General features: G+C 60.6%; 8 protein-coding genes. 3 read left to right on the top strand and 5 right to left on the bottom strand.

Going from position 1 to position 18166, the window contains the following annotated elements:
- Positions 1–341: lyase family protein (locus tag VIW95_RS02720; protein WP_331583784.1), on the top strand; the 341-nt coding region annotated here is incomplete at its 5' end.
- On the opposite strand, the gene VIW95_RS02715 is transcribed toward VIW95_RS02720, so the two are convergent.
- The 5 genes from VIW95_RS02715 to VIW95_RS02695 all read right to left on the bottom strand — a co-directional run bounded on the left by VIW95_RS02715 (position 342) and on the right by VIW95_RS02695 (position 11035).
- Positions 342–968: an MSMEG_1061 family FMN-dependent PPOX-type flavoprotein gene (locus VIW95_RS02715; RefSeq protein ID WP_331583782.1), complete on the bottom strand. Its 627-nt coding sequence runs from the start codon at positions 966–968 to the stop codon at positions 342–344.
- 20 nt (positions 969–988) lie between these two features.
- Entirely contained in the window at positions 989–1945 is a 957-nt protein-coding gene (rfaD, locus tag VIW95_RS02710; protein WP_331583780.1) for an ADP-glyceromanno-heptose 6-epimerase, read from the bottom strand.
- Positions 1946–1964: 19 nt separating this feature from the next.
- Positions 1965–4136 (bottom strand): penicillin-binding protein 1C, encoded by a 2172-nt coding sequence (gene pbpC / locus VIW95_RS02705; protein ID WP_331583778.1) that lies wholly within the window; start codon positions 4134–4136, stop codon positions 1965–1967.
- The gene (locus VIW95_RS02700) at positions 4137–9812 is read right to left on the bottom strand and encodes an MG2 domain-containing protein (RefSeq protein ID WP_331583776.1); all 5676 of its coding nucleotides are present in this window, start codon (positions 9810–9812) and stop codon (positions 4137–4139) included.
- 194 nt (positions 9813–10006) lie between these two features.
- Entirely contained in the window at positions 10007–11035 is a 1029-nt protein-coding gene (locus tag VIW95_RS02695; protein WP_331583774.1) for a WYL domain-containing protein, read from the bottom strand.
- A 97-nt stretch (positions 11036–11132) separates the two neighbouring features.
- On the opposite strand from VIW95_RS02695, the gene VIW95_RS02690 reads away from it, so the two are divergent.
- On the top strand, positions 11133–14723 hold the full coding sequence (locus VIW95_RS02690) for an exodeoxyribonuclease V subunit gamma (protein ID WP_331583772.1): 3591 nt from the start codon (positions 11133–11135) through the stop codon (positions 14721–14723).
- A partial coding sequence (locus VIW95_RS02685; protein WP_331583770.1) for a UvrD-helicase domain-containing protein occupies positions 14720–18166 on the top strand: 3447 nt, incomplete at its 3' end. The genes VIW95_RS02690 and VIW95_RS02685, both read left to right, overlap by 4 nt.

The raw sequence follows: 18166 nt of genomic DNA, 5'->3' as shown, positions 1-18166 counted from the left end.
TGCGCCTGCTGGCGTCGGGTCCGGAAGGCGGCTTCGGCGAAATAATCTTGCCGGCGGTTCAGGAAGGCTCATCAATCTTCCCGGGCAAGATCAATCCCGCGATTCCCGAGACGATGATCCAATGCTGCTTCCAGGTGATGGGCTGTGAGCGCGCGACGCGGCTGGCGCTCGAGCGCGGCGAGCTCAACTTGAACGTCTTCGAGGGCGCCGCCGCGGCCAACATCTTCGACGCGATCGAGATGATGGAGCGATCGGTCGCGCTGTTTGCCGAGCGATGTGTCAGTGGACTCGTCGCGAACAGAAAACGATGCCGCGAACTCGCGTCGCGGGCGCGCTACTGATCAAAGGTTGTTCTTATAGTCCTGCTCGATCGCGCTATCGACCTGCCGGGCAAGTTCTTCTCCGCCACCGACTTTCGCGGATAGAATCTTGCCGAAGGAAATCTTGTGGCGCTCCAGCCATGACTCCGGTTTCCAGAGCTGCGAGCGGATGAAGGCCTTGGCGCAGTGGAAGAAACACTCGCGCACCGTAACTCGAATCGCGAGCAGCGCGGGCACGCCGCGGGCGCTTAGCCGAACCAGCAGGTCCGGATCGCTACTCAACTCCGCGGTCCCATTGACGCGAAAGGTTTCGTCAGTGCCGGGAACCAGAAAAATGATTCCGACATTCGGATTGGCCAGAATGTTCCTGAGACTGAACATCAAACGATTGCCTTTGCGTTCAGGAATCAGAAGCGTGCGCTCGTCCTCCACCGCGACGAAGCCGGGGCCGTCGCCTTTCGGTGAAGCGTCCTCGTTGCCCTGTGCGTCGGCGGTTGCGAGCACCAGAAATGGAGACCTCCGAATGAAATCCATCGCGGTCTCATCGAGGGCTGAAAACAGTTTCTTCGGTGTCATCGCACTCGGCTCACCGATGAGCGCTTGTAGTTGCGCGACCGTTTCAATTCGATGGTTCCGAGGGTTTTCCATAGTGACGGTCTCCGATTAGTTCAGTCGCCGGTTCGGTCGTACTCTCGATTCCACGCTTCGAGCGACTGCGCGATTCCGTTTTCCAGCGTCGAGAAAGACTCGGTGTAGCCCGAACTCCTCAGCGCCGAGAGATCGGCTTGCGTGAAGCTCTGATACCTGCCCGCCAGGCTCTCGGGAAATGGTACATACTCAATCGAGCCCTTGCCAAGCCGCGCGACTAGTATTGTCGCGACGTCGTTGAAGCTGCGTGCGTGTCCGGTACCGACGTTAAACACGCCGTTGCGCGCGGGCCCTTCGGCAAGGGCCAGGTTCACCCGGACAATGTCGTTGACAAAAACAAAATCGCGCCGCTGCGCGCCGTCCGCGTATCCGTCGATGCCCTCGAATAGTCGCGCGCGGCCGCTCGTTTTCAGCTGCCGATAGAGTTGATACACCATCGACGCCATTTTGCCCTTGTGGGACTCACGCGGACCATAGACGTTGAAGTAGCGAAGACCGGCGACGGTACTCCCGGATTTCGCCGTGACGCTGCGGACGTGGTTGTCGAAAGCAAGTTTGGACAACCCGTAAAGATTGAGCGGACGCTCATTTTCGCGGTTCGGAGCGAAGGCGCTGGACGAGCCGTACACTGCTGCGCTCGACGCATACACCAACGGGACTCGGTGTGAGAGAGCGAAATGCAGAATCAACTTCGAGAACGTGAAGTTGTTTTCGATCATGTAGCGGCCGTCGGTGTTGGTGGTGTCGGCGCATGCGCCCTGATGAAAGATTGCTTCGATTCGATCGGGAAGAGATTTGCGCTCGATGGCGCGGGCGAATTCGTCGGGCGGCATGAAGTCCGAAAACTGCAGATCACGGAGGTTGCGGAAGTTGTCGCCGCGGCGATCGACCACGAGTACGTCGGTGACGCCTTTGGCATTCAACGCGGCCAGGATATTGCTGCCGATGAAGCCTGCACCGCCGGTTAAGATGATCATCGCTTGCCTGGTTCCAGCGTCATGGTAGCTGCTGATCGAGCCCGCGATCGTTATCTGCGAGCGGGATATCTGACCCGCGGACGACAAATTGAATTGTCGGCGGCGTGTTTCCCGAGTCGCGACCAACAGCGAGAGTGTGCGGGCCGGGCGATGGAGTCCAGAGTAGCGTACCACGAACCGGCGCGAGTGCGCGTCCGTCGAGAATCCACTGAGAATCACGCGCGCCGCGGCTGGCCTCGAAGACGACTCGCTGCGCAGCCGCTGGGATGTCGGGGTCCAGCGCGATGATCGTACCCGCGGCGGGCGAGAGAATTTGCGGGCTGGAATCGTCGAGACCGCTCGGCGATCCAGTCGGCTGGGTTTCCGCGACGAACCATTCCTGGCGCGGCGGCTCAACATCGTTGGGGAAGCTAACCTCGTTGAGAGCCACATTCGGCGGCCTCATAATCCGGTCGCTACCGAAACGATCGTGCAGATAGTTCATAACGTTGAGCCAGGTGGGCGCGGCGCCGGTGATACCGGTCACGTCGCGCATCGGTGCGCCGGAAGAATTACCGACCCAAACCCCCACCGTAAACTTATCCGTGTAACCGACGCACCAGTTGTCGCGCATATCCTTGCTGGTACCCGTCTTGACGGCGCTCCAATAGCGAGTCGCGAGGCTGTTCTCGAGCCCGAACGTAGTACTGCGGCTGGCGCGATCGGATAGTACATCGGAAATCACGAATGATGCCGCAGGCGAGTATATCTGGGTAGATGTGTGAGTATCGGCGTCAGTAGTCAGTCGAAGTTCTGAGTACCTGCCGCCATTAGCCAGTGTGCGGTATGCATTAACCAACTGCCAGAGGCTCACATCAGCGGAGCCAAGCGCCAAGGCTGCGCCGTAGTAGTCGCCCTCCTCGACCAGACCGCTGAAACCAAGTCGTCGCAAACGGTCCGCGAAGACTTCGACGCCGACCATGTCCGTAGTCCGCACTGCAGGAACATTCAGCGACGCCGCGAGCGCGGTGCGCATCGAAACCAGGCCCCTGAACTGCCGATCGTAGTCGAGCGGGCGGTAAATCCCGCGCTGCTCGGGCAATTCGAGCGGAGTGTCTTCTATCAACGAGGCGGCAGTGAGCAAGTGCTTGTCCACCGCCAGAGCGTAGAGGAAGGGCTTGAGAGTCGATCCCGGTTGGCGCGGCGCGCGGACGGCGTCGAATTCGGGCGCGTTTGACAGATCGCCGGCGCCTCCGACATACGCCCATACTTCGCCAGTGGAATTCTCGACGACGACTACTGCGCCATCATCGACACGTCGATCGCGGACATCGACAATCTGGTGATGTAGCGTGTCGATGACGAAGCGTTGGAGTTCTCGATCCAACGTACATCGCGCGGAACCATTCCCGCCGTTCAGCAAACGCTCTGCGAGGTGGGGCGCGAGCGCGATTCGCTTATAGTCGCTGCCGCGGCTCGAGAATGCGCCATCGAGGGCCGGAACGATCGCGCCCAGCGACGGGCCAGACGGTCCGAGCGCGCGGCTCAACGCGTTTGCACGAATCGCAACGGAATCGCGGCGCGCATTCGGCGCCCGGATCAAAGCGGCCAGCACCACGGCCTCAGCAGAGTCGATACCGTGCGGCGCCTTGCCGAACATCACGCGCGACGCGGCAGCGATGCCCTGCAACTCGCCGCGGTAGGTGATGAGGTTCAGGTAAGCTTCGAGGATTTCATGTTTCGACCATCGTCGTTCGATTGCGACCGCAGCAAAGATTTGCCTGAATTTCCGAAGGATCGTTCGGCGCGTCTGAGATCTTCCGAGCGACGGATCGAGCAGGGACGCGAGTTGCATCGTGATCGTGCTCGCACCACGGCTGCGGCCGCCAGCTAAAGCGCGCGCCGCGGAAGTCGCGATCGCGATCACGTCGACGCCGTGATGGCTCCAGAAGCGGTGGTCCTCCGAGGTTACGATCGCATCCGTGAGCGCCGGCGAGATTTCATCGAGAGGCGTCCACCCAAACCGCCGGCCTTGCCGATCGATTCTCAATTCATGAACCGGATCGCCGTTGCGATCGAGGAGTTGTGCTTCTGACGGATGCCAGCGAGCGCGCACCTCGGCAAAACTTGGCGACGGGGATCCGGACATGGCCAGCAGCAGCGCCGTAATTGCCGCGATCGGAAGGCCAAAAATCGCGAGAGGGCGCAACATCTATGGCGCGACCTCGAAGGGGGAATTTGGCAGCTCGCCCAGCATGTCCGGTTCGTAGAGCGCACCGACGTGCGTCGCGGGAAGCTGGAAGGTTCCCGACTGATTGAGGCGAATCGTATACTCGAGTTCGAAAGTCCCCTTCGGCACGTAATCATAGTAAGCGCGGAATGCGTCGAACGCTCGCTCGGAGTAAATCGGCCACACGAAGCTCTCGGTGTCGATCTTTTCGCCGGAAGTTGCGATCGCCGAATCGCGCCCGAGGCCGGTGCCGAGATGTGACGCGCCCGCAGGAATGGGATCGTTCACGACCACCCAGGTCATGTCGGTTTGGGCTTCGACCTTAAGATGCACTCGCACCAGGTCGCCGCGTTTCCAACCATGAGGATTCGCATTCTCGACCGGCAGGAGAGTACGAGTGATCTTGTAGCCGCTGGAAAATGGTTGCGTGAATGGAACCGCCGCCAGCGCTCGAATCTGCGCCCACGGATGTCCGCTTCCGGAGTGATCGATCTTCAGATCCGCTTCGTTGGCGGGCCAGTCGAACGCGAGATTTCCGCCCTTCGGATCGTTTGCCCAATTCAGCTTTTGCGTCGCCTCTCGAAGCGACGCGCTGGTAATGCCCGCGACTGGAGTCGATTCGAAATTGGCTGCAAACTTCCGGACCGCGAGCGTGCCCCACGCGTTGGTGATCGTCTCGGTCCACGCCCCGCGCATCTGGAGCGCCAGCGCGCCGCGCATCACCAGCGGCAGGTCGTCGTGCCACAGGTTATTGTCGAGCAGCAGCAGCGCGAGCCTCACCATGTTGCAATCGGGCGAGACCATCAGCCACCACATATTGTTGCGCGGGTCGCTCGACAAATGCATCGCAGTTCCCTGTTCATTGAGACGCGCGCGCATGATTTGTTCCGCGTCCTTAAGGCGACGCGTGCGATCGGGAATTTGCGGAACGCGCAGCAGAATACTCCACCAATCGATCACGGCCGAATCGGGCCACAGGTTTGGATCGATCGTGATGCTGGTGAGCATCGCGGGATCGGCGTGACCGGCGCGGGCGAGCGCGTCGATTGCGGCGAGTTTGCGCAATGGCAGGTCGGCGGCCTGAATCGGACCGTCGCGCATGATCTTGCCCTCTACGAAATCGCTCAGGCCCTTCTCCAGCGTCGCCTCAGACTCGGCGGGAATAGTCAGTCCGGCTTCATGCGCGATCGAAATGAAATAGGCAGTGAGTACCTCACTGCCGTTAGCCATGACGGGAAAGTATTTGAGCAATCCATCGGAATCGGTGTAGGACGGCAAGTCCGCGATTATGCTGTTCCACAATTTGGGATCGCCCAGCGCGACGGCAACTGACGTGCGCTGTTCGAGGCAGCCGTACGGATACTGGCGCATCCAGTCGCGCACGCCGTCGAGTCCGGCTGCAAGCGAAGGACTGAGCGAGACTTGCACGCCGCCCACTCCGGCGAGCGCGTCGGCCGGCCGCGCGACCGGTTGCACGATAGGCTTATCGAGTTGCAACAGAGTGGCCTGAAGTGCGCGGACCGGCACCGCGGGTATGACACGCTGGGTGATCAGCAAATGATCGGACGGTCCGTGCTCGACGCTCGCATCGACATGATACTTGAGCTCGCGCACGAGAGGCGGCACCGCGACGGTCCAGGAGACGGTCGTGCCCTGGCCGGGTCCGAGCGCGAGCTTTTGCGGCGGCGGTACCTGAGCCAGCCCGTCGATCTTCGCTTTCACGGTCGCGTCGAGGGCGCGCTCTGACGCATTGCGCACGGTGAACTCGGCGGCAAACGAATCGCCGTTTCGAATGATCGGGGACACGCCCGACAGCAACATCAGATCCTGAGTCGACCGGATACTCGCGAACCCTGTCCCAAATTGATCGGGGCCGGAATCGGCGATCGCGACAATTCGAAAACTGGTCAGCGAATCGTTGAGCGGCACTTCGATCGTTGCGTCGCCGTTTGAATCGAGCGCGACGGATGCTTTCCATAGCAGGAGAGTGTCGAACAGTTCGCGCGTAATCTGGTGGCCTCCGCCGCCGCCGGGCGGAATCGCCTTGATTCCAAAGTGACGCTTGCCGACGACTTGCATTTCGGCGGTCGAAGTTTCGACCTGGTACGCGCGCCGACCCATCATGGCGTCGAGCAGTTTCCAGCTGTCGTTGGCGCGAAGCTCGAGCAGCCCCTCGTCAACCGCGGCGACCGCGATCGTGCCACCGGGCGAGGGCGCCTTGCCGTCGAAGGTTCTCACCGAAATCCTGACGAGCGCCTTGTCGCGCACGTGATAGACGGATTTTTCCGGCGCGACCTTCACGTTCAGCCGATGGTCCCTCCATCCGACGCGAATTTCTGCGATGCCGAGCTTGAACGCCGATTTCCCGAGATCGAGCATCGCGGTCGGCTGCACACCGGCGATTCTGCCGCGGACCACCAGCGCCGAAACAAACACGTTGGGCGCCCAGTCGCGTACCGGCAGCGTGATGACGGGATTGCGTCCAGGTAAATGCACGATCGACGCCGCTAGTACGCCCTCGCGTTCGACGGTGACGAGCGCGGTCGCGTCCGCGAAGGGCATCCGAACCTGGAAACGCGCGAGGTCGCCGGGCTCGTAGGCAGGCTTCTCGGGAAGAAAGTCCATGCGGTCGTCGTCGCGGCCGGCGAACCATTCGCGCTCATTTCCGGGAATAAAAATTTCGCTGTTCGCCGAACTCGAGTTGCCCGCGTCGTCGGTTACCGTCGCCTGCAGAATCGCCTGGCCGGTGACGGGCGGCTTCGCCTCGCAGGTGAGTCGTCCGCGATCGTCGGTCACATCCGAGCACAGTTGGCCGGCGAGCTTCGTTTCCTGGGTGTTCTCGTATGCGTAGAATCCGCCGATCAGCCGCTTACGATACGAATATTGGAGGCGACTGAAAATATCGACGCGAACCGGGGCATGCGCGATCGGTTTGCCCGAATCATCGACGACTGCGAGATGCGCGCGAACGACGCCGGGCGACGACGCCCAATCCTCGACCTGGATTCCGACCAGCCGCTTCGCCGGCCAAATCATCGCGTTGTTCGACACCGTCTGGCTCTCGCCGTTGGGGTCGCGATATTCGAGCTCCGCGTGAACTTCGACGGGCGTCGGCTCCCGCGGGATGTCGCTGATGTCGGTACGCGCGCCGCCGGCGCCGTCGAGGGTGAGGTCCTTGCGCTGATGAACGCCGGGATTCTGTTCGGCTTCGCCGCCTTCCGAGAATCCTTCGCTGTGCACAATCCCCGCCTGCACGTTGCCGTTGGCAAAAACGTAGTCGTCGAAATCGGCAAATTGTGGAGACGCGTTCTTGTTGATCTGGCTGCGCAGCGTCACTGGAAGGCCTTTGGCAACGCCGCCGGACAGGTACTCGGCGCTCAGATCGATCGGAATCTCGGTTAAAGCGACCAGCGGCTGCGCTGGAATTCTGATCGCGGCTTTCATCAAGGGGATTCGAAATTCTTCGACGCGAAAATTCCCGGTGGTCAGTTCCTGGAACGATTGATCGCTGGAGCCGCTTCCTTCCGCGGCTGGCGTGGGACCAGGGCCGGCAGTCTTCCGCGACATCGTAACGTTGTATGTTCCGAGTTTTGCCGCTTGCGGGATCTGCCAGTCATTTTCCGCGGTACCTGAGTCGCTCCACTTCAGATCGAAGTCGTAATGCTGATCGCCGCCCGAAAAAACAATCGAAAGCGTGTCGGGCAGATTCTCTTTCGCCACCAGCGACAATCCATCCAACGTCTTGGCGCGGATGAAGTGCTTCATATGAACCGTCTCGCCCGCGCGCAGCAGCGTACGATCGAAGACAGTGTCGGCGATGTACGGGGACGGTTGATAGTCGGTCGGCAGATGAAAGCGCCATGCTTCGATGCCCTGCTGCCAACTCGAATGCACGAAGCTGAAGTCCTGGCCAGACTGCGCGGTGACGAGCAGGCCGCGATTCAGCCCGCTGAGCGCTTCGACCTGGTTGGAGTAATCGTCATTCTCGTGATCGGTCTGCGTGGAATCGCATTGCGGAAGATTCGCGAACGCCGCGGACGTGGGAACCATCGCGAGGCCGCGCGCGTCGGTGCGGCCGGTCCACAATTCGTTTCCGTGACAGTCCGCAATGGCGACGTCGGCACCATCGACCGGACGTCCGCTCTCGAGCGCCGTCACCCACACCAGCGAGTTCGCCTGCCCCTGCTTGAAATGCACCGCGAGGTTGGTGACGAGAGCCGCGGTCGGAACGTACATCGGCTTCGGGGCGCCGAGCAAAACGGCGCCAAGGCGAGTGCTCTTCAATTCGACGATGTACAATCCGGGACGCTTGAGCGGAATTCCCATCACTTCGAAAGCATTGGGGCCGTTGGGCTTCGGCATCGTGAATTGCCTGGCGCCGTCAGAATTTTCGCCGCTGAACACCGACTCCGCGCGCTTTGTTTCGGCCACCCGGTTGAGCCACGAAAGAACGTCGCCGGCCTTGGGCTGCGGCACACGCCAAAGCGTCGCCTCGATTCGGGTCAGAAGAGAACTTTCCGCGTCACCGCCGAGCTTCAGCTGAGCGCCGGCAATTTGCGCTTCGAGATTTCTCACCGTGACCGGCAGCACGGGGTCGGCCCGCTCGATAATTCCGAAGCGTGCCGAGAACTTGGCGAGTGGTGGAAACTCGCCGGTCTCGACTGTCATCGGAAAGCGCGACGCATTCGCCAATTCGCGTCCGGAACCGTCGACCAGCTTCGGCGGTATCTCGATTTTGTACTGTGAAGATTCCTTGAACGGGCCGTTGAACGAGAGCGACGAAGTTTCTCCGGGATCGCTTGGCACGGCGAAACGCCTCGCACCGTCTGGACCGACCAGCGCTATTTGTTTTGCCTGCTCGGCCGAAATCGCGGCGGAAAACGAAAGGGTAATCGGCGTCAGCGGGATGCATCCGGCCTTCGCGCTTTCGCGCTCGCATTGTATTTTCGCTTCGAAAAGTTTGCGCGTCTTGTAGCTGATCGTTTGATCCTGGTCAGTTGCGATTCCGGTTTTCGATTTGATTCCCTTGCCCCAGATCAAGGTCACCGCGGTGTTGTTTGGAAAGCGCTGCCTGGCCTGGAGGATGACGACTGTTTTCTTCGCCGTCAGATCCGCAAATCGCTTCAACAGAGTCTCGCGATCGGCGCCGTCCATGATCGTAGCGCCAATCGTTTGCGGCATTCCTTCGACCGAAAAGCCGGCGTGATCGAGAATCGACGCCGGGTCCGGCTCTGTGTCGAGGATCAGGACGAACGCCTGCTCTTCATCTATTTCGTTGCTCCCGGACCACGGACGCTGATCGACGATCGACGGACCGCCGGTGTCGAAGTCGAACGCGCGCAGATCGCTGAAAGCATTCCCCGCGAGCGACTTCAAGCCTGCGCGCAGCCTGAAGGTGCATCGCAGACCCGCCGGCAAATCGTGCTCGAAGTCGTACGACCAGTTGCGGCTATCGATCCAGCGGCCCGCCCCCTTCGCCGGACAATCGATTTCAAACGGTGCGGTCGTATCGCGCGGGTCGCCGAGCGGGACCATCGGCTCGGAGAATCGCGCCGTCACTTGCCGGACCGGCTTCACCGTTCCGCGCGGCGAGAAGTGCACCACCGACGGCGGGCCGCCGCCGACAGCCGCGGGAACTCTGAAAAGTGCGACGGCCACAATGATGGACAATGCGGCCGCGGCGAAACGCGCAAACAACAATTTGGATTGAATCAGCCGACGAGCATCCGATTGCGAGCTATTGATAGGAGTTCCTCCCGGACCACCACGGCGTACACGTGGGCTGCCGACATCCTAATGAGTAAGACAATCTGTCGTCAGGATGAACCGCGCGACGGACGCCTGCAAGCGCGCTAAGCAACGCGGTAGAGACGCGCTGCTTTGGCGTGGCGCTGCGCGATTTCCTTGCGCAAGGCGGCAGGCTTAAGCACCTCAATCCACGGCCCCATGCTCATGATCCAGTTCGCCAACTCGGTAGTGCCCTTGACGGTCATCGTCATGATCGTCGTGCGGTCGCGGCGATGCGCGAAGTGCTGGCTGCGATGAATCGTGCGCGATCGCACGTACGCCTCGGTTTGTTCGCTGAGAATTCTCAGCTCGACTTTGGTCTCGGGCCCGTCCACGATTCCGAAAGTCCCTTCGGTGTGCGCTGCCGGATCGAAGTTGCGCGGAAATGTGAAACGCACCGGAGTGCCGTCGGGTTCGCGAATGAATTCGACCGAGCGGATTCGCTCCACCGCGAGATAAGTGATCGCGCTGCGCCGATGGCTGTGACCGAGCAGGTAGAGACCGCCGCGATAGGCAATCAGCGAGTATGGATCGAAGTCGTGCTGATGGCCCTCGCCAGTCAGACCGGCGTAATCGACTTTGAGCCGGCCCTGGTCGAGCAGCGCACGCAAGATCACATCGAGTTGTTCGCTGAAATCAGTGTAGTCCTTGGGCGCGTAAGGGACTGCATAAAATTTATGATCGAGACCGGACAGCCGCGTCTGCTGGGTCAAGCTCAGGTTCTCGTAAACCTTCTCCCACAGCCCCTCGACGCCTTCCTTCAACACCGTGCCTTCCAGGAACTTGAGCACGGTGAGCGAGAAATACAGCAGCGCGACCTGGTACGAAGATGCCTCCGCGGCTTTCATCGAACTGACCAGGCGGAGTTTGCGATCGCCGCCCTTGCCGACAACTTCGACGAGCGGGCCGCCGTGCCAGTCGGGCAGTTCGCTGCGCAGCACCGCCACGTATCGCGCAAGCGTGCGCTCGGAGATCTCCAGGCTCTCGGCGATCGATTTGAAACTCCATCCGTATGGCCTCGAGAACAACCCTGCGGCGATGCGTGCCAGCCGAATCGCGGCGCCATAGGTCGGTTTGCGGCGAAGTTTTTTCATGTTCTCATCCAATCATCTCATTTGATGGATGACAACGGTTGTCAGCGCGAAGATGTAGGTTTCTAAAAGCTGACCTGCGATCCATAGTTGTGCCGCGATGATTCGTCTTCACTACTCCAATCGACTCGAAAATCTGATCGCGCCGCTGGCCAAGGCGGTAGCGGAGCATCAGAGACGCGATCCACTCGAGCGGGTGTCGATAGTCGTGCCCAACCGCGTCGTCGAGCAATTCGTTCGTCATCGGCTGGCTGAATCAATCGGCGTCGCGGCAAATTTGAATTTCCCGTTCCTGCGACGCTACCTGGCCGAGCTTCTCCAATCGGCGGACAAGAATCTCAGGATCATGGAAGCCGATGAACTCCAGCTCGTCCTCTTCGAGTGTCTTCGAAGCACCAACCATCGCGACGATTCCGAATTGAAGCCGACGCGCGACTACATTCATGGAGGATCGAAAACCGACGCCGACGTGGAGCTCAGAACTCTGTTGCTCGCCGCGCAGTTGGCGCGGCTGTTTCGCGAATACTCGATTTCGAGGCGGCGCATGGTCGGTAAGTGGCGCGCCGCCCGGCGCAGCGACATCGACGCGATGAGCGAGACCGAACGATGGCAGCGGCACTTGTGGCAGTTGGTCTTCGATTCGCACGGCCGCGTGCGCGAGAAATGGTTGCTGCATCGCGAGACGCGACTGATGCTGCTGCCGGACGCATTCGAGGCAATCGACGACCTGCAACTCAAGGCTGCCCTGCCCGACACGCTTCATGTGTTCGGTTCGTCCTACGCCGGCAACGCTTATGCAGATATTTTTGCGAGGGTCGGCGCGATCAGCGACCTTCGGATATATGCACTCAATCCGTGCCGTGAGTTTTGGGACGACCTGGACACCTCGCGCCGCGACGCGCTGGCCGGATGGGCGCATCGGGCCGACAAAGTCGGCGACCAGCTCGCTGAATCCGAAGATCCGTTCTCACTGAATGGCCCGTCCGACCCGCCGGCTCTCAGGCTCTGGGGGCGACCGGGCCGTGAATACATCCGCTTGCTCAACGAACTGTCACAGTGCGATTTCGCGCCGCTGTTTTCCGATCCGGTTTCCAGCGAAATGCCGACAGTGCTCGAGCAGCTTCAGCAAAATATCCTCAATCGCGAACCGGAGCCCGCGACTGTCGAGAATGGCGAGGGCAAGCCGTCGGAACCGCGAATCAGTTTTCTCGCGTGCCCGGGAATTCGACGCGAAGCCGAAATCGTTGCGAACGAAATCTGGTCGCTCATTCGCAGCAACGAAAGACTTGCAGCAGAGGGCAACGCCGGGCGACTTCGCTTTCACGAAATCGCGGTACTCCTTCCCGACTCCGCGGTTGACGATTACGTGGCGCAAATCGACAGCGTCTTTCGAAAGCAGCACCGAATCCCGATCGATCTCGTCAGCCGCAGCATCGCCGGCGCGAGCCGCGTAGCCGAGGCGGTCGACCTGCTGCTGCAATTGCCGAGCGGCCGCTTCTCGCGCGCCGAAATGGTCCGGCTGCTGACGCATCCCGTTTTGAACAACAGAAGCGAAAACGGAATCGATACCGAAAAGTGGCGGCGTTGGAGCGAGGCGCTGGGAATTTTCTTCGGCGCCGACGACGACGATCTGAAGGACACCTACATTCCTCGCGGCCTCTACCACTGGGATCAGGCGATCAAACGCCTCGCGCTGGGCACCATGATGACAGGTCAGCGCGGCGGCAATCTCGAATTTTTTGCCGCTCGCGTTGCAGGACCCAGCTACCTGCCGGGTGAAGTCGCGCGGGACGAACTCGAGACGGCCGCGCGATTCACACGCGCGACGCGCGCGTTGATCGCCGACGCAATCTCGATACGCGAGGCGCGCCTGACGCCGCGGGAATGGTCGCGGCTGCTCAGCGAATTCGTGAGTGCGTACATACGGCCGGAGGGCGCGATCGATGAGCAGGTCCGGGACAGGTTCCTCGAAGCAATCGAGGCAATTGGCGATTCAAAACTGAGCGTCGGTCCGATATCGTTTGAGTCGGCGCGCGAGATAGTGGAGGCGCGAGTCACCGAGCTCGAATCGCGTCGCGGGCAATACTCGGAGCGCGGCGTCGCGATTGGCTCGCATTCGTCGCTGCGATCGATCCCCTTCAAAGTGATTTTCGCGCTTGGGCTGAACGACGCGATCTTTCCCGAGCGCGAACATAGCGAGCCGCTCGATTTGCGCACGCTCAAGCGCGTCGCCGGCGACGTCTCTCCGGCAGAGCGCGACCGCTATCTGTTCCTCGAGACGATTCTCGCGGCGCGCGAGCGGATTTTCTTCTCCTACATTGCCCGCAACGCGAAGACCGGCGACGACCTCGAGCCTTCGCCGGTTATTCGCGAGCTGCAGAGCATGCTCCGCGGATTCGTCGACGAGACGACACTCAAGAAGTTGACAGTGAACCATCCGAGCAGCCGCTACGATTTGAAATACTTTCCGGAATTGGACGCAGGCGCGTCCTCAGATTGCGAGCATGAATTCGTTAGCTTCGACCCGGATGCGCGGCGTGGCGCCCGGATGGGCGCGCTGAGAAAACAAATCAATCCTGGATCGGATGAGAACCTGCGGGATCGGGTAGGGGAGAAATTGAACGAGCGTCTGCAGGAGGAGCTGCAATGCGCCAAGTTCGAAACATCGTCGGACGCGACGCGGGCTGCGCGGACGGAAGAAATCGCTCTGCCGATAGCCGCAATTCGAAGATACATCGAATGCCCTCTGCAGGGCGCCGCGCGCTATTCGCTCGGAATGCTCGCGGACGAGGACGCGCCGGAGGAGGCTGAGGACGAACCTATCGAGCAGACGCGGCTCAATCGCGCGGTCATGCTGCGCAATGTTTTCTGGCGCACCGGCGGCAAGCCCGAGGCGATCGGCAAAGAATACGCACGCGAAGTCCGCATCGCGCAGACCCACGGCATCGCACCCGCCGGACTGTTCGCTGAGGCCGCTGAAAAGACCGATACGTCGGCGCTGTGCAAATGGATCGCGCAGGCTTCCCAAGCCGGCGTGAGCGATTTCGACGGATGGAAAGACATCCGGATTGGAGGCGCCGACGAGTTCGCCGACGCCGCCGAGATTCTCGCGCCGATCGTTCTGAACGCAGAAATCCGCCGTCACGACGGAACGACAGTCACGCAGCGGTTGAGCCTCTACGGTACGATTCGCGGCGTGTCGCAGGAGGCAGGTGCGGCGATCAACTGCGTACTGCACAAAACGATTAAAGCCAAAGATTTTCTTCCGGCGTTTCTGAATGCAATTGTCCTTGCCGCCGCCGGCTCGCAACTGCCCGAAAAATTTCGCGCAATCGTGATCGGAACGCAGGCGGAAAAGCTGACGCAATGGACTCGCGAGTTTCGTCCGATCGACCAACCTTCCGCGCTCGCTTACCTCGGTATCGTGGTCGGCGACCTGCTCTCAGCCGGCAATGACTACTTCCTGCCAATTGAGGCAGTCGAGAAAGTCGTAATGCAGATGGACGACGACAAGAAACCTCGCGATCTCGTCGATACCGTCGAACAGGTCCTCCTCAACGATTTCTCGACGTGCAGTTCCGACTACGGACCGGTGCGCAATCCGAGGGATTTCGATCCGCCGGACGAGAAAACGATCGAACAGATCGTCCTCCGCCGGTTCAAAGAGATCAACGGGATATTTGAAAAGTGAGCGCGACCGCAAGCAGCGCCAGCGTCGAATATTTTCGACCCGCGATCCTTGACCAGATTCTCGGCGGCGGCCACAAGGTAATCGACGCCAGCGCCGGTACCGGCAAGACCTTCACGATCGAGCGCATCGTCGTTGAACTTCTGCTGACTGGCACCGCTCAAATCAATCAGATCCTCGTCGTTACGTTTACCGAAAAGGCGACGGCGGAGCTGCGCGCGCGAATCCGCGCGACGATCGAAGACGTCATGTCCGGCAGGAGCGCCGAGAACGCGGATCCGTTGGAGCGGCGGCGCCTCGGCGACGACGAGCGCGGGAGACTCAGGTCCGCGCTGTTCTCATTCCATCACTCGTCCATCCACACGATTCACAGCTTCTGCCATCGGATGCTCACCGAGCTCACTTTCGACAGCGGCGTCCGTTTCGGACTTGACCTGGCCAGCGGTCGTCACGAGTTCCACGAAGCGTTGCGCGCCGAATTGCGCGAGCGGTTGAAGGCCGACGTTCGTGTCGAGCGCATGATCGGCGAGTGGCTCTCGGACGAGAAGCGCACTTCAGACAGCCTCGAGGATCTTTTGTGGCGGGCGCACTCGCAACGCTACCTGCGAACCGGAGGGCGCGAACTCAATCGGAAAGCGTTGACCGATCTCGCGAACGCGTTCGATGCAAAGGTGCTGGCAGGCGCGTACCAGCTTGCGGCGATTACAGCTGAGGCTCGGACCGATGCAATCGCGGCGACCGACGAAATCGGCGTGATCATCAATCGCGCAAACGACTCGACCGCGATGCTGGCCGATGGCCTGCGCGAGTTCGACCTCGGCCGCATCTGTGAACCAAAAAGCGTCCGCCGCGTGGGAAGCGAAAAACGTCCGTTTTTCCCCGATCAGATGCCGGATCGCGTGCGCACGATCGTCGACGCGGCACAGCGGGCGCAGGCGGCGCTGGCCATCGAGCCGCGCGTGGTCGACGAATTACTGCCGGCCGTCGTCGATCGGATGGACGCGCGAAAACGTGAGCGCGGAACGCTCGACTACGAGGACATGCTCGCATGGCTCGCCGACGCGCTCGACGGTCCTCGCGGAAAATCGCTTGCAGCTACATTGCGCGAGCGCTACCGCGTGACGCTGATCGACGAATTCCAGGACACCGACGAACTTCAGTGGAAAATCTTTCGACGAGTGTTCGTCGAAGCCGGCGGCAGCACTGTCTACGCAATCGGGGACCCCAAACAGGCGATTTATGGATTCCGCGGCGCCGACGTTCACGCTTACCTCGAAGCGCGCGAGCAACTCTCCGCTTCAGAGGCAGGGATAGTAACCTTGCGCGAAAATTTCCGCTCGACCGCCGACCTGATCGCAGCGAGCAATCTGATATTCGAGCAGAAAGCTGAGCCGCCATTGTTCACCGGCAAAATAACCTACGATTCTCCGGCCGAATGCGGGCGGCCCGCTCTGAGAGCCGTCGCCGCAAATGGCAATCCGATCGCGCCGGTGACCCTGATCAAGTTCGAGCCGCGCGATGAACGATACAAGTTTTCGCGGCGCATGCGCGAAGCAATCGGCGCGGAGATCGCGAGAGAGATTCGCCGCATCACTTTAGAGCCGGAGCACGCAATCAACATTTGTGACGCGGGTAAGGAGCTCCGCAGAGTCTCAGCCAAAAATGTTTACGTCCTTACCCGGACCAATCGCGACAGCGTGGAAATCTCCAAGTACCTGCGGCAGGCTGGCGTCCCGCATGCCTTCTACAAACAGGACGGTCTGTTCCAGACGCGAGAGGCCGCCTGGATTCTGGACCTGCTCAGGGGGATTGACGGACCCGGACGCCGCTCTAACCGTTTCAAAGCGTGGGCGACGCCTTTTTTCGCCGTCGATCATTGTGACCTTGGCCGCCTTGACGAGGAGCGCACCAGGCAGCCGATGCTTGAACGGCTGTTCGAATGGCGCGCGCTTGCCGAGGCCGGACGTTTCGCCGACTTGTTCAACTCTTTGCTCCATCAGAGCGGACTGGTCGAGCGTGAATTGCTGTTATCAGACAGCCGGCGCGCGCTCACCAACTACGAACATATCTTCGAGACTCTGACTCAGCAGGTATCGCGACATGGAATTGTACTCGCCGAAGTAATCGATTTGCTCGACTCCTACATCTCCGAACGCGCGACACCGCCGGGCGACGATTCGAATGTGCAACGCCTCGAAGACGATCGCGACGCCGTGCAAATCATGACGATCCACAAAAGCAAAGGCCTCGAGGCGGACGTCGTAGCACTTTACGGAGGATTCTTTGCGAACAACACGCCCGAGCCCGTGCGCGTCTTTCACGTGGGAAACGAACGCCGCCTGGCAATCGGCAAAGCAGCGCGCGATCTCCACAAGCAGGCGCTCGATCAAGAGCGCGATGAAGAAGATCAACGCTTGCTGTACGTCGCGTTGACGCGCGCGCGCGCCAAACTCATATTGCCCTGCGTCCCGAACGGGACACTGAATCGCAATCGCGACCTCACTGGATTCTACCAACCGCTGAACAAGCGACTTCCGGTACTTGATCACGACGCGCGATCGCGAACGCTCTTCACAACTGAAACAGCTGTCGCTCCGCCCGGCGATCCGGAAAGTGATAAACCCAAGGCAGAGAATGCATCTGACGATAGTGTCCTGTGCGCCTGGCTCGAGTCGACGTCCAAGCCCACTGTCCGCGAGCATGAATTCGCTGATCTGCTTGCACGCCATCGAGGACTGATCGTCGAATCTTACACCTCGCTGCAGGCTGCCGATCCCGAGGACTTCAAAACCAGCGTCGACGCAATCGATGCGCGCGCCGACAACATCGACTTGCCCGGCGGGCGCCACGTCGGCATTTTTCTGCATGAAGCGATTGAGAAGCTCGATTTCGAATCCTTCGGCACTGCACCTGACCGGCAATCCTGGATGGCGCGCGACGACGTGCGCGAATTGTTCGCGAGCGCGATGCGGCGTCACGGCGTGGACGATCAACGATGGCTGGACCGCGGGCGCGAAATAATCTTCAACACTCTCACTTCGCGAGTCACGCTCGGCGCAACGGTACTCGACGGCGGACTCTGTCGGTTAAACGGCATCCGCGAAATGGAGTTCGCCTACCCGATTCCCGAAAGACATCACACGCTGCTGGGCGACGGTCCGGTCGGAGCGTGGACGGTCGGACGCGGTTACATCAAAGGGTTTATCGACTTCGTGTTCCAGCGCGACAAGCTGATGTATTTCGCCGATTGGAAGGGCGACCTGCTGCCATCGTATGAGCCAGCCGCAGTCGCGCAGCACGTGGAGCGTCACTACCGGCTGCAAGCGCGAATATACTCGGTCGGTGTAGTGCGCTTGCTGGCGATTCACAACGAGCGCGACTATGACTCTCGGTTTGGCGGTCTCCTGTATGTTTTTCTTCGGGGTGTGTCTCCTTCTGGCGGCGGC

This window comes from Binatus sp. (SeqCode), assembly GCF_036522015.1.
Lineage (GTDB): Bacteria > Desulfobacterota > Binatia > Binatales > Binataceae > Binatus.
The sequence above is the reverse complement of the archived record's forward strand: the minus strand, read 5'-3'. Positions and strand labels throughout refer to the sequence as shown.